The 13299-nt window shown below is 42.1% G+C and carries 10 protein-coding genes; 6 read left to right on the forward strand and 4 right to left on the reverse strand.

What is annotated here, in order from left to right; translation table 11 throughout:
• Window positions 1-173 precede the first annotated feature (173 nt).
• Window positions 174-3410, reverse strand: coding sequence for a YhgE/Pip domain-containing protein (locus KQI91_RS12960; protein WP_216393198.1), 3237 nt, complete (start codon window positions 3408-3410; stop codon window positions 174-176).
• A 315-nt stretch (window positions 3411-3725) separates the two neighbouring features.
• Between KQI91_RS12960 and KQI91_RS12965 the strand changes: the two genes are divergently transcribed.
• Window positions 3726-4310, forward strand: a complete 585-nt coding sequence (locus KQI91_RS12965; RefSeq protein WP_216393199.1) for a TetR/AcrR family transcriptional regulator — start codon at window positions 3726-3728, stop codon at window positions 4308-4310.
• 145 nt (window positions 4311-4455) lie between these two features.
• Here KQI91_RS12965 and KQI91_RS12970 read toward each other — a convergent pair whose 3' ends face one another.
• The gene (locus KQI91_RS12970; RefSeq protein ID WP_216393200.1) at window positions 4456-5103 is read right to left on the reverse strand and encodes an L-rhamnose mutarotase; all 648 of its coding nucleotides are present in this window, start codon (window positions 5101-5103) and stop codon (window positions 4456-4458) included.
• A 154-nt stretch (window positions 5104-5257) separates the two neighbouring features.
• Complete coding sequence (locus tag KQI91_RS12975; protein ID WP_216393201.1) at window positions 5258-5734, reverse strand: DUF2284 domain-containing protein; 477 nt, start codon at window positions 5732-5734, stop codon at window positions 5258-5260.
• Window positions 5735-5889: 155 nt separating this feature from the next.
• On the opposite strand from KQI91_RS12975, the gene KQI91_RS12980 reads away from it, so the two are divergent.
• The 4 genes from KQI91_RS12980 (at window position 5890) to KQI91_RS12995 (ending at window position 10567) form a co-directional block, all read left to right on the forward strand.
• Window positions 5890-6558, forward strand: coding sequence for a response regulator transcription factor (locus tag KQI91_RS12980; protein WP_216393202.1), 669 nt, complete (start codon window positions 5890-5892; stop codon window positions 6556-6558).
• 37 nt (window positions 6559-6595) lie between these two features.
• Window positions 6596-7636, forward strand: coding sequence for a sensor histidine kinase (locus KQI91_RS12985; protein ID WP_216393203.1), 1041 nt, complete (start codon window positions 6596-6598; stop codon window positions 7634-7636).
• A 146-nt stretch (window positions 7637-7782) separates the two neighbouring features.
• Window positions 7783-8550 (forward strand): ABC transporter ATP-binding protein, encoded by a 768-nt coding sequence (locus KQI91_RS12990; protein WP_216393204.1) that lies wholly within the window; start codon window positions 7783-7785, stop codon window positions 8548-8550.
• Complete coding sequence (locus KQI91_RS12995; RefSeq protein WP_216393205.1) at window positions 8543-10567, forward strand: FtsX-like permease family protein; 2025 nt, start codon at window positions 8543-8545, stop codon at window positions 10565-10567. Before KQI91_RS12990 ends, KQI91_RS12995 begins: the two co-directional genes overlap by 8 nt.
• A gap of 33 nt (window positions 10568-10600) precedes the next feature.
• Here the strand turns inward: KQI91_RS12995 and KQI91_RS13000 are convergent, their stop codons facing one another.
• Complete coding sequence (locus tag KQI91_RS13000; RefSeq protein ID WP_216393206.1) at window positions 10601-12307, reverse strand: AAA family ATPase; 1707 nt, start codon at window positions 12305-12307, stop codon at window positions 10601-10603.
• 111 nt (window positions 12308-12418) lie between these two features.
• On the opposite strand from KQI91_RS13000, the gene KQI91_RS13005 reads away from it, so the two are divergent.
• Window positions 12419-13299 (forward strand): restriction endonuclease subunit S (locus KQI91_RS13005; RefSeq protein WP_216393207.1); only part of this gene is annotated, 881 nt, incomplete at its 3' end.

The raw sequence follows: 13299 nt of genomic DNA on the forward strand, positions 1-13299 counted from the left end.
GAGTATAGGGATGATTTGTGTTTACTTTGTGGGAAAAATGTGATGAAATTGTTAATTCTGGAAACTTCATCTTCCGTTGACAGTAACCATATCTAAAAAGAGCCACACCTGCTTTTGCAGATGTGACTCCTATATAATCAGAACACTCTTTAAGTATGCATGTAAAACTTGTTTTATGCAACCCCTTTTTCTTCCAGCCAGTCAAGAAGAACCAGTTTACCCTGTTTCTTTCTTCTTGCCATATGGCTGAACTGAAGAATTGTCAGAATCGAGAAGATGATCGTCAGTCCGATCAGAACGATCACTGCCTGGCGGATGCTCTCTCCTCCACAGATCGTGCTGCGGAATGCGTTTACTGTATATGTAAACGGCAGGTAATAATGTATCTTCGCTACAAAGGACGGTGAGATCTCAACCGGATAGGTTCCGGCAGATCCTGCAAGCTGAACGACCATGAAGATCAGCATCAGGAAGCTTCCTACCTTACCAAAGGTAATATTGAAGAAATACATGATAGATGTAAAGCAAGCACCTGTCAGTGCTGCAAACAAGATCGTCTTCGTCATTTCTACCGGAGTAAATCCATCAAATACATGAAGCAGAAGAATCAGAAGTACGCCCTGAAGGATTGCCACCGGATACAGAACAGAAGCCTTGCTTGCCCACCATGCAAATCCGGATTTCAGTTTTCCTTTATATTCAGTCAGAGGATACATCAGGCAGAATGCCAGGCATCCGACCCAGAGACCTACAGACATCATATATGGTGCCATTGCATGACCGTTATTTTCTACTGTTGTGATCTTTGTTTCTTCATCTGTGATCGGTGTCGCAAACATACTGACCGTATCGTCAGATGCTTTTGTTTCTTTTACCTCTTTTGCACCGTCATTCAGACTGGTTGCAAGTGTACTGGAACCATCTTCCAGTTTTGTGATTCCATCACCAAGTTCTTTGGAGCCATCATAAAGCTTGGATGAACCATCCTGAATCTGTCCGGCTCCATCTGCAAGCTGGTCAGCACCACTGTTAAGCTTGCTGTTGTTGGAAACCAGCTTCTGTGTTCCCTCATGAAGTGTCTGTGTACCGGAAGCAAGCTGTTCGGCTCCATCTGCAAGTGTTTTTGCTCCATCTGCAAGCTGCTGTGTTCCGCTTGTCAGCGCCTTGTTATTTCCGGCCAGAGTTGCAACTCCGTCTGTGTAAGTTTTCAGCCCGGTACTGAGCGTTGTCACACCGGATGCAAGTGTCTTACCACCGGCGCTTAACTGGCTGATACCAGATGTCACACTGCTTCCGGCAGCTTTCAGACTTGCTGCTCCTGCTGTCAGAGTTTCATCATTTGCTGTCAGAGTTTCAAACCCTGCATTTAATGCCTTTACACCGGCTGCTGCCTTCGGAAAATCTTTAGTTCCCGCTTCCAGCGTATCCAGTGCGGAAGAAACGCTTCCCGCTCCTGCATTCACCTTCTGTGCCCCGGCATAAAGCTGATTCACAGCTGCCGTTACCGTATTGATCGGATCAGAAGGTACTTCCGGAATAGAAGAAACTCCGGCTTCCATCTGTTTTGCTCCGGCACTCATCTGAGAAGCCCCATTACTCATATCAGAAGATTTTGTCTTTAATGTATCTGCTCCACTGTTCAGACCGGCTGCTGCCTGATCCAGCTGAGAAGCTGTATCATTCAGAGCTGTCTGTGCAGATGCCAGCTGATCAGAAACTGCACTGACAACTGCCTGTGCCTGACTTGTATAGCTGTCTGCGCTGATTCCATCAACACCAGACACTCCTGCATCTGCCTGAGAAAGAGAACCGATTACTGCACTGAGACTTTCTGCGGAAATCATTCCATTCTCATCCGCCTGTCCCTGCAGTGCACTTAATGCTGCGGCGGCATTTGCAATTGTCGCATTCGCTGCTGCCGTCTGGTCATTGGCAGCCTGCACCTGTGCATTCGCTGCGCCGATCTGGTTATTGGCATCCTGTGCACACTGCTGAACAATCTCTGTCATACTATTCGCTGCTGCCGCTACTGGCTGCGTTGCTCCCTGCAGACTGGATGCTGCCTGAGAAATTCCTGCACTGACTGTGCTGATCGTATCAGCCGCAGTGTTCATTCCGGCTGCTGCCTGATTCATACCATCTGCAGCGCTTGTCATTCCGCTGCTTGCATTTTCCATTCCTGCTTTTGCCGTATTCAGACCAGCTGCAAGCTGTTTGATACTCTCTGACGTTGTGCTTTCTGCCAGCGTATTTAACTGAGTGGATAACTGTCCAAGTCCTGCCTCCAACTGCTGTGTTCCACTTGTAAGAGAACTGCTTCCATCAGAGACAGCTGCATTCAACTGAGAAATACCTGCGGAAACCTGATCCAGGTTTTCCAAAGCGGACAACTGTTTCGCCCCTGCCGCAAGCTGCTCTGCTCCGGCAACATATTGTGTTACTCCATCGGCCAGTGTATTTGCACCGCTGACATACTGTGTTGTACCACTCTTTAATGTCTCCAGACCCGTCTGCAGACTTTCTGCCCCGGATGCCAGACTGCTGACACCGGATGTGATCTGTGCGGAATTGGCATTCAGTGTTGCAACTCCATCTGTATAACTTTTGACTCCGTCATTTAATGTATTCACACCACTTGTCAGTGTCGGAACTTTATCTGTAAGTGTACTGACACCTTCATCAAGCTGCGCTGCACCGCTGTCTACCTGTGAGACGCCGTCGGTGTATTCTTTCAGCCCTTCAGTCAGTGTTTCTGCACCACTTTTGAAAGTCAGTGTGCTGTCTGCAAGTTTTTTCAAATTAGTGGTAATCGTCTTGTTTCCATCAGACGCACTTGTCAAACCATCTTTGATTTCTGTAGATCCGTCTGCGGCTTCCTGCATACCGTCTCCTACTGTTCCGATCTGATCAAACACTGTCTGTGTGTAGGTTTCTGTTACTTTGGAAGCAACTGCTTCTCGAATCTTTGCCAGAGCACTCTCACTCATTTTAGATGCAATGTAGTTGGTTCCCGGGTTTGTTTCATATTTCAGTTCCATTTTTTTTGGATTTTCATCCATCAGTGTAGAGGCATCTGAGGAAAAATCTTCCGGAATCGTAATTACCATATAGTAAGTTCCGTTTTTCAGCCCCTGCTCTGCCTCTTCACTGTCTACAAAATGAAAATCCAGTGAATCGTTGTCTTTCAGTTCATCTACCATATCCGAACCGACACTCAACGTCTTTCCATTATATTCTACTGATTTGTCATTATTAACGACTGCTACCGGAAGCTTATCGAGATTTCCATATGGATCCCACATGGATTTCAGGAACAGTCCCGCATAGATCACCGGAATAACAATGATCGCCATCACGACAATGATCAGAATCTTATTATTCCATAAGCTTTTCCACTCATTTTTGATCATAATTGTGCCCCTTTCTTTTCTGTAATGTAAATATGATCGTAACATGCTGATTTAAATGAATTCTATCTCTGAACTAAACATTATATTAACAATAGACAATGTTCTATTAATAGTTTTCATTTCTATTATTCAACATCATGTTGCTTTTCTTTGCAGTCCGTATTATACTAAACACATGAAACAGTTACAAGCGACAAACATTTGGTATTTTGTATATTAATAGACACATTAGAGGGATTTGTCTATTATATGTCAAAATTTGACATTTTATATAAAACCTGTTTGTTTTTGGTAAAAAGATTGGGGGATTTTTACATGGCAGAAAAAATGGACCGACGCGTCCGAAAAACAAAAGCGCAGCTTCGGGAGGGACTTGCCCGACTCATGCAACAGAAAAGTATCAAAGAAATTTCCGTAAAAGAGCTGGTAGATGAAGTCGACATCAACCGTTCCACCTTTTATCTTCACTACGCGGATATCTACCAGATGCTGCAGAAGATTGAAGAAGATGCAATGCAGAACATTACAAATGTTCTGAAAAAATATCCGATTGACCCGGACAACCCGGATTCTATACTGCAATTTATTGTCCAGTTCTTTTCTATCATGGATAATGACAGAGATCTTTGTCTGGCCCTCTTAGGTCCACACGGAGATATGGCATTTGTAGAACAGATTGAAAACCTTCTTGCGGAGACATTTTTGAAACAGCTTCCAAACCGTTTTCCAAAAAATGACCCAAATATCAAATATCCTTATGCCTTTATTCTGAATGGATGTGTAGGACTTATCCGGACATGGCTCTCCAGTCCGAAAACCGACTCTCCTGAACAGATTGCACGACTGACCTATCGTCTGATCGAAGATACTACACAGGGATATCTGGACATGCAGAAATAAATCTTATATAATACGATTATACGCACAAGAACCCTGTATGACTCTGCAGAGATAGATGAGATGATCTGTTTTCAGTTATCTCCTCTGTCTCTGTCGAAATCCACAGGGTTCTCTTTTATATAGGTTCTATTTTAATATATCTGAATCAGTTATGCCATGCCAGACGTTTTACATCTGCATGAACATCTCCCGTCATCCAGTCTACATCATTTGTGATCCAGTCCATGATTCCCAGCTGACGCATTTCCCATTCAACCGTCTGCTCTCTTGATTCGATTGTCTCTTCTACTTCCATCGTTGTATCAATCTCGTCATATCCAAAGATATATCCACCAGCACACCAGATGCTGAAGTTGCTGTCCGGACCCGGATCCACAGTATCGCCTCTCTGCGCGATCAGTCCATCATGACGTCTTTTATATTCTTCTTCGCATCCATCTTTCAGTTTGGTCATAAACATTCTGTGACGGATCAGTTCTTTGTTTTCTCTTACGATACCAAAGTTGTGGTACATCAGACGCATATCTTTACCCGGTGTGGAAATCCAGTCAAATGTATCATCAATCTTTGCTGTGATTGCATCTTTTGCTGCATCTTCCTCAGTGCTTAATTTCGCTCCGTCTTCGTTTTCATAGTATCCGAAAATCAGGTCTTCTGCATTCCAGATACTGAAATTCTTTACTTTATTACGATCAAGAAATGCGGTCAGTTCCGGCCAGATCTCTCCAAGTTTTTTGCGGTAGTCATTCATTCTGCCGGCTTTTACTTTCATTGCAAATGCATGTCTCTCCATAATAAAAAAACCTCCTGTCATATGTGTTTGTGCCAGGCTTTCCACCTGGTTTTATAAAATCAAATTTTCTGATACTGATTTTATCACATCTGCATTCGTAATACAATTTGATTCACGGTAAAATATTACCTGTCATATCTTTTTAAAAGTTCTTTCATTCATGAAACAGAATCTGCGAAAAATACCGTACCATTCCGTCATCCGTCCAGCAGAGCATCCCTGCCGCATCCGCCATCTTCTGTGCATCCACGCAATATGCAGACATACAGGAATTATGCTTGTACGGTCCGGCACTCATGATCAGGATATCTGTTTTGCCCTCTGTTTTCATTTTTTCTGCAAGTTCTTCTGTCATTTTGTTCTGCAGAAGCTTGTCTTTCTTGTACTGTGCGGAATCGTGAGTGTCTTCCTGCATGGTCTGCAACACCAGTGTTTTCTCATACTGCAGTGCACGCTGCTTCATCTCTTCTGCCGTGCCACTCTCAGGCGGACAGGCTGGATTTACATTATAACAGCCACATAAGTTTTCTTCACAGAACATCCTGTATTCCGGCACAAAAACAAGCTCTTTTGTATCCATAACGGCCGCTCCCGAAAATCCCAGGAAAATTGCCTCTTTCACAAGATCCATATAAAAATCTCCCTTCTGTTGTTATTCATAGTCTTCTATTATACACATCAAATAATTTCCTGCTCTTATAATGCCACAAAGTGAATTTTGTTGCAATCTTTCAAAGACATGTTATGATTAACATAACTTGTAATCCCCACCAGAAAGGACTTTCCATGTACCGTATTTTTATCGTAGAAGATGATGAGATCATCGCCAACCTTCTGAAAAAGAATCTCTGTTCCTGGGGATATGATGTATCCTGTGCAGAAGATTTTTCCAATATCATACAGGAATTTGCCCGTCTCGATCCACAGCTTGTCCTGTTGGATCTGAAGCTGCCTTTTTATAACGGGTTCCACTGGTGCGAGGAGATTCGCCGGATCTCCCAGGTGCCAATCATCTTTATTTCTTCTGCATCCGACAACATGAATATGGTCATGGCAATGAGCCGTGGTGCTGATGATTTCATTGCCAAACCATTTGACCTGGATGTACTGACAGCCAAGATTCAGGCAATCCTGCGCCGCACCTATTCCTTTGGAACTCCCGGAAATGTACTGGAACATAAGGGTGCTGTCCTGAATCCTTCCCGCTGTACCCTGACCTGGAACGGCCATGATATTGATCTGACGAAAAATGAACTCCGCATTCTCGAGATACTTCTGGAACATGCCGGGAAAGCCGTCTCCAGAGATGCAATCATGACAAAACTCTGGGAAAGCGACAGCTTTGTGGATGACAATACACTGACTGTAAATATCACCCGTCTGCGCAAAAAGCTGGAAGGTGAAGGTCTGAAAGACTTTATCATTACCAAAAAAGGACTTGGCTACATGGTATGATATGTGATCTGAAATCCCTCATACAAAGGACTGTTTTATGAAATTATTTCTGGATTATCTGAACAAAATAAAACTACAAATCTTACTGATGCTTTTTCCGACGATACTTACAGGAATCATCTTCCTTCTGTATCAGCTTCCACTGGAGCCAATTCTGTATATTGCGGTCCTCTGGATTCTGACCGGGCTTGGTGCGTGTGCTTTCGGCTTTCATAACTACCAGAAGACCATTCGTGATCTTCAGATTATCTCTGCAGCACCGGATATTAATCTGTCCCGTATGGATGCTCCTTCCAACGAAGCCGCCGCTCTTCAGCAGGAGATCATGCACAGCCTGAACCGAATGCGAATAGATGCTGAAACTGCTAACCAGAAGACACTGGAAGAAATGACTGATTATTACACGATGTGGGCTCACCAGATCAAGACACCGATTTTTGCTCTGCGTCTGCTCCTTCAGGAAAATCCGACAGTGAATAAAGAAGCTCTCACTGAACTTTTTAAGATTGAACAGTATGTAGAAATGGTTCTGGGTTATCTGCGCACAGAAGATATGTCCTCGGATCTGAAACTTTCACGCTGTGCACTTGATTCGATCATCCGTGAACAGATACATAAATATGCCGGAATCTTTATTTCAAAAAAACTGTCCCTGACTTATGAAGGAATTTCAGAGAATGTCCTGACCGATGAAAAATGGCTTGGTTTTGTGATTGGACAGATTTTGTCAAACGCACTCAAATACACCCGCACCGGCGGGATTCGTATTTCTTTGAAAGATGTCCCCGGTAACTCACAAAGTACAGAGGATGTTTCAAACATGATAAGCCCATCTCCCGTTACACTTATAATCGAAGATACCGGCATCGGTATCCGCGAAGAAGACCTTCCACGTATCTTTGAAAAAGGCTACACCGGAGTCAATGGACGGGAAAGCAACCGTGCAACCGGAATCGGCCTGTATCTTTGCAGGAAGATCATGAACCGTCTCGGGCATCGCATCTATGTAGCCTCCGAAGAAGGCAAAGGAACAAAAGTATTTCTGGAATTTTCCCAGAATGACCTGACAATGTATTAAACGAAATATCCGAGTAGCTTATGGTGCTCTTCGAAACGACCTTACAGAAATGTAAGGTTTTTTCGTATATTGTAACCTGCTTCGATGGCAGAAGCCGGGAAAAATTTCTATACTTACCTTATCAATTAAAAGAAAGGAGCCCGGATATGGCTTTACTAGAAGTAACAAATATCAAAAAAATATACAGTACCCGTTTCGGAGGAAACAAAGTGCAGGCACTTTCCAATGTCACTTTTTCTGTAGAAGAAGGGGAATTTGTCGCGATCATGGGAGAATCCGGTTCTGGAAAAACCACATTACTCAACATTCTGGCATCTCTGGATCGTCCGACCTCCGGAGAAGTTCTCCTCGAAGGAAAAAACATCGTACACCTTACAGAAAAAGAAATCTCAGCTTTTCGAAGAAAGAATCTCGGCTTTGTTTTTCAGGACTTTAATCTGCTGGATACCTTTTCCTTAAGAGATAATATTTATCTTCCACTCGTTCTTGCCGGTGAAGATTACCGGGAGATGGAGCAGAAAATCAGACCAATCGCACAGGCTCTTCGCATCACAGAACTTCTGGATAAATATCCTTATGAAGTTTCCGGCGGACAGAAGCAGCGTGCAGCTGTTGCCAGAGCTCTGATCACAGATCCGAAACTGATTCTTGCTGATGAACCGACGGGAGCACTCGATTCCAAGGCTGCATCTGCCCTGCTTTCCATGTTTGGCGAGATCAATGACGAAGGCCAGACGATCCTGATGGTCACGCACAGTGCACAGGCTGCCAGCCACGCATCCAGAGTTCTTTTTATCAAAGACGGAGAAGTCTTTCACCAAATTTATAAAGGCAGTAAATCCCGCCAGGAGATGTATCAGATGATCGCAGATACACTTACCATACTGACGACAGGCGGTGAATATCATGCGTAAAGGAATCTTCTCAAAACTGGCAGTTCAGAACATCCGCAATAACAAAAGCACCTACATTCCTTACATGATCACCTGTATCTTTTGCATTGCCATGATCTATATGATGGAATTTTTACGCGACTGTCCGACACTGGATCAGGCTGTTCGCCATGCCGCAGAAGTACGAATGATTCTCTCCACAGGAGAAGTTGTTGTTGTAATTTTCTGTATAATCTTCCTGATCTACAGCAACAGTTTCCTGATGAAAAGAAGGCAAAAAGAAATCGGTCTTTACAATATTCTTGGACTGGAAAGAAATCATATCAGCATTGTTTTATTTCTTGAAACAATCCTTACAACGATTCTTTCTCTTGCCGGTGGAATCGCAGCCGGAATACTTGCCAGCAAACTGGCACTTTTACTTCTACTGAGATTACTTCATATTCCCGCAGTACTCGGATTCTATATCTCTGTAAAAGGAATTCTTGTATGTCTGGCAATGTTTGGTGGCATCTTCCTGTTGATCCTTCTCCTGAATCTCAGAAGAATTCACTTAAGCCGTCCGGTAGAATTACTTCATGGTAACAACACGGGAGAACGAGAACCAAAAGCCAAATGGCTTATGGCACTGGTTGGTTTTGTTTGTCTTGGTATCGGTTATTACCTTGCCATTACAACGGAATCTCCAATCAGTGCGATCTCCATTTTTCTTCTTGCTGTAATCCTTGTTATGGCAGGAACTTATCTGCTTTTTACTGCAGGCAGCATCGTAATACTGAAATTCCTTCGTCACAGAAAAAGCTTTTACTACAAAACAGGCAACTTTATCAGTATTTCCGGTATGCTTTATAGAATGAAACAGAATGCCATCGGTCTGGCAAGTATCTGTATCTTAAGTACCGGTGTTCTGCTGATGATCTCTATGACGGTTTCAATCTATTTTGGTATGAATGATATTATGGTAAACCGTTACCCATACGATACCGATATCTCCATTACCGGTGTCAACGAAGAAGAATGTCAGACTGCTATCAAAACATTCGAAAAAGCAGTTTCCGATAACAAAGTCCCTGTAGATAAAAAAGCAGAAGAAATTTATCTGACGATCATCAGTCATATAGATCATGGACAGATTCAGATTGCAGAGCCAAACACCTTAAGTGATTCCGGTTCTGTACTGACCCTTTCCCTTCTGCGGCAATCTGAATATGCGAAACTTACCGGAACAGATCCTGCCTTGCAGGATGGAGAAATCCTTGCATGGGCTTCAAACATGACTCAAAAATCAGATTCCCTCACAGTCAATGATTCCGTCTTTTCTGTAAAAAAATGGCTGGAGGATTCTCCTCTGACCTGCGGTCGTGATATTGTCTATGGAAATGCAGTATTTGTTGTCACTGATTCTGATTTTGAAAAATTCGATGAGATGCGAACAGAAATGTATAAAGATACCTCATCTGCTCCTGCCGGACAGGATCTGACCGTTCATCTCGGTCTGGATATCACAGGTTCTGATTCAACCAAGACTGCCTACGGCACACCGGTTCTGGAAGCAATCCGTGGATTGAAAGATAATGGACAGTTGTCGGATAATTCCTGGATTACTTCCGGAATCCGTGCCCAGGAATACGATTCCTATTACGCAGATAATGGATCACTTTTATTCATTGGAATTTTCCTGGGATCACTTTTCCTTCTGGGAACTGCCATGATCATTTACTACAAACAGATTTCCGAAGGATACGAAGACCAGAAGCGTTTTGAGATTATGCAGAAAGTAGGACTGAGCCACCGCGAAGTCAAAAGTTCGATCCGTCGTCAGATCTTGATGGTATTTTTCCTTCCTCTGCTTATGGCAATGCTTCATATTTCCATGGCATTTCCATTGATCCGCCGGATGCTCCTGCTGTTCGGCATGACAAATACCAGGCTGTTCATCGGCTGTACCGCCGGTACGGTGCTGATCTTTGCACTGGTATATGGCCTGATCTATCTTATGACTGCAAGATCGTATTATCATATCGTCGAACGAAGATAAAGTTTATAATATCCACAGTAAAAAAGGAGGTGCTCACGCATCTCCTTTTTCGACTTTACATTCTTTCTTATAACATGCAATTCCGTATTTTATGATGTTTTTCATACCGTCTTCTTTTAATCTGGCTTCATATTTCCTGTTTTCAATCTGGCTTAGAGCCTCCTGACATGCAGCCTCTAATTTACCATTCGCCGCATATTTCATTTCAACAACAATACCAATTCGATTCTCTCGTATTTCAATCAGAATATCACTGTATCCGATACCGGATTCCGCATTGGATTTCACAATCCAGTCATCTTTGTATCCCAGAAGCCCCAGAAGAAGTCCATGATAAAAACTTTCTTTTCTTTCTTCCGGTGTGGCGGTATCTCGAATACTGATGGTATTCCACAAATAATCATTAAACATTTCTTCTATTATTGCAGAGTTCCCATCTGAAAATGCATTACAGAACTGCTCCAGTGTTTTTCCATCATTTCTGGTTTTTTTGCTGAACCATTCTTTAATCTGACGGATAAATAATTTTCTGATTTCATAGTTTGGAATTGCCAGATAATATTTATCATCTCCAACTGTTCCTCGTTGTGTCAAATAGCCTGTTGTAAAAAGTACACTCCACAGATTATCTATAGAACTGTCCAGTTCACTGTATGTGAGTTCCTGGCGGATTTCCTTGACGATAGTTTCTCCGGCAATCAGCCTTTCAATTTCATCTTTTGTTTTTCCATTTGCTTTATCAATAAAACGACGCACAATACTGTTGCTGCTCGTATTTGACCAATAATCTTCCGGTCTGGCATTCGGATCTGCCCGCAGATTATCGCAATGGCTGATTACATCCCAGGGACAATAAATATCTTCATTACCAAATCGATATCCATCATACCAGGATTTCACAGAATCATAATGCTCCGAAAGGCCATAATATTCCAGCATTTCTTTTACCTCGGAATCTGTAAACCCAAAATACTCATCGAACTGAGCATTGGTAATGGACAGCACTTTTAAATTGTTAAGTCCTGTAAAGATGCTTTCTTTTGATATACGAAGGCAGCCTGTCAACACTGCAAAATACAGACTGGAATTGGTTTTCAGTACATTCCCAAGCAGGTTTCGCATCAGAGAGACCATTTCCTCGTAATAACCATACTGAAAAGCTTTATCCAACGGAACATCATATTCATCAATCAGAAGAATAACTTTTTTTTCATAATGCTTTTCTAATAATGCGGAAAGTCTCTTAAGAGAGGTCACCAAACTGTCAATATTAAAAGCAGTTACGAAATTCCCTTCTTTTACATTTGTATATCCGGAATACAGTGCTTTTTCATCTTCTGTCAGTTTCTGACTGTCTTTCAAGAAAGAAAAACGCAGTGCTTCCATACCTATGATATTTGCCAGACCTTTACAGGCAGCATCAAAAGATAATCCTTCTACGCCTTTCAAGCTGATAAAAATCACAGGAAACTGACCCATATAATTTTCACATAGTTCTTTTTCTTTTGAAATACTTAGACCCTGAAACAGATTTTTATCACAGCCAATTTCAAAAAAAGATTTAAGCATATTCATATTAAGACTTTTTCCGAAACGACGCGGACGGGTAAAAAAATTCACTTCACCCCAGTTTCTCAACAGGTCTGCGATCATCCCAGTCTTATCTACATAGTAAAAATCTTCTCGTATCAGCTTCTCAAAATCATCCACACCAATGGGAAGTTTTTTTCCATATGTCATGGTCCTGCTCCTTTCAAAAGATCGTTATGTTTATCTTATCATCTGCCCTTAGTAATGGCAAGGTGAAGGATAAATTTCCCGAATTTTCAATTTGGAGAAGTTATTAATTTTGTGGTATTTATTACTAAATATAGACACAAAAAAGATACTGCTACTGCCGATAACTTGCCTTATGAGAAAGTCGGCAAGAATGAGCCTGTGTGCATAGCGGATGATGTGCCATTTGAGATTCCAGAAAGCTGGGAGTGGGTACGATTAGGAAGTATTGGTAATTGGAGCTCAGGTGCTACACCAAGTAGATCTGTTCCAGAATATTATGATGGAGATATTCCTTGGCTAAAAACTGGTGATTTGAATGATAGCTATATCAATTATATTCCAGAAAATATAAGTAAACTTGCATTAGAAAAAACATCTGTCAGGCTGAATCCAGCGGGTTCTGTTCTAATTGCTATGTATGGTGCAACGATTGGTAAAGTAGGAATGTTGACATTTCCTGCTGCCACAAATCAAGCTTGTTGTGCATGTTTACCTATTGAGATTTTCAATGAATACTTATTTTATTTTTTAATGTCTCAAAGAGCTGCATTCGTAAAACAAGGTGAAGGTGGTGCACAGCCCAATATATCAAAAGAAAAAATTGTAGCGACCCTTATGCCCATGCCTTCATTAACCGAACAGCATCGTATTGTTACAAAAATCAAAGAATTACTTCCTCTTATAAAAAAATATGAAGAAGTTTATTCCGCAGTATCTCTATTAAATAAGTCTTTCCCTGAACTTTTAAAGAAATCAATTTTACAAGAGGCAATACGCGGGAAACTTGTTCCACAAGATCCGTCAGATGAACCAGCTTCTATCCTTTTGGAACGTATTCGAGCAGAAAAAGAGCGACTGATTCAAGAAGGAAAAATCAAGCGAAATAAGCAAGAATCTATCATTTATAGACGGGATAATTCTTATTATGAAAAGTTGGATGGAATCGAGCGTTG

It is taken from the genome of Blautia sp. MSJ-19, from assembly GCF_018918125.1.
In the GTDB taxonomy this organism is placed as follows: domain Bacteria; phylum Bacillota; class Clostridia; order Lachnospirales; family Lachnospiraceae; genus Blautia_A.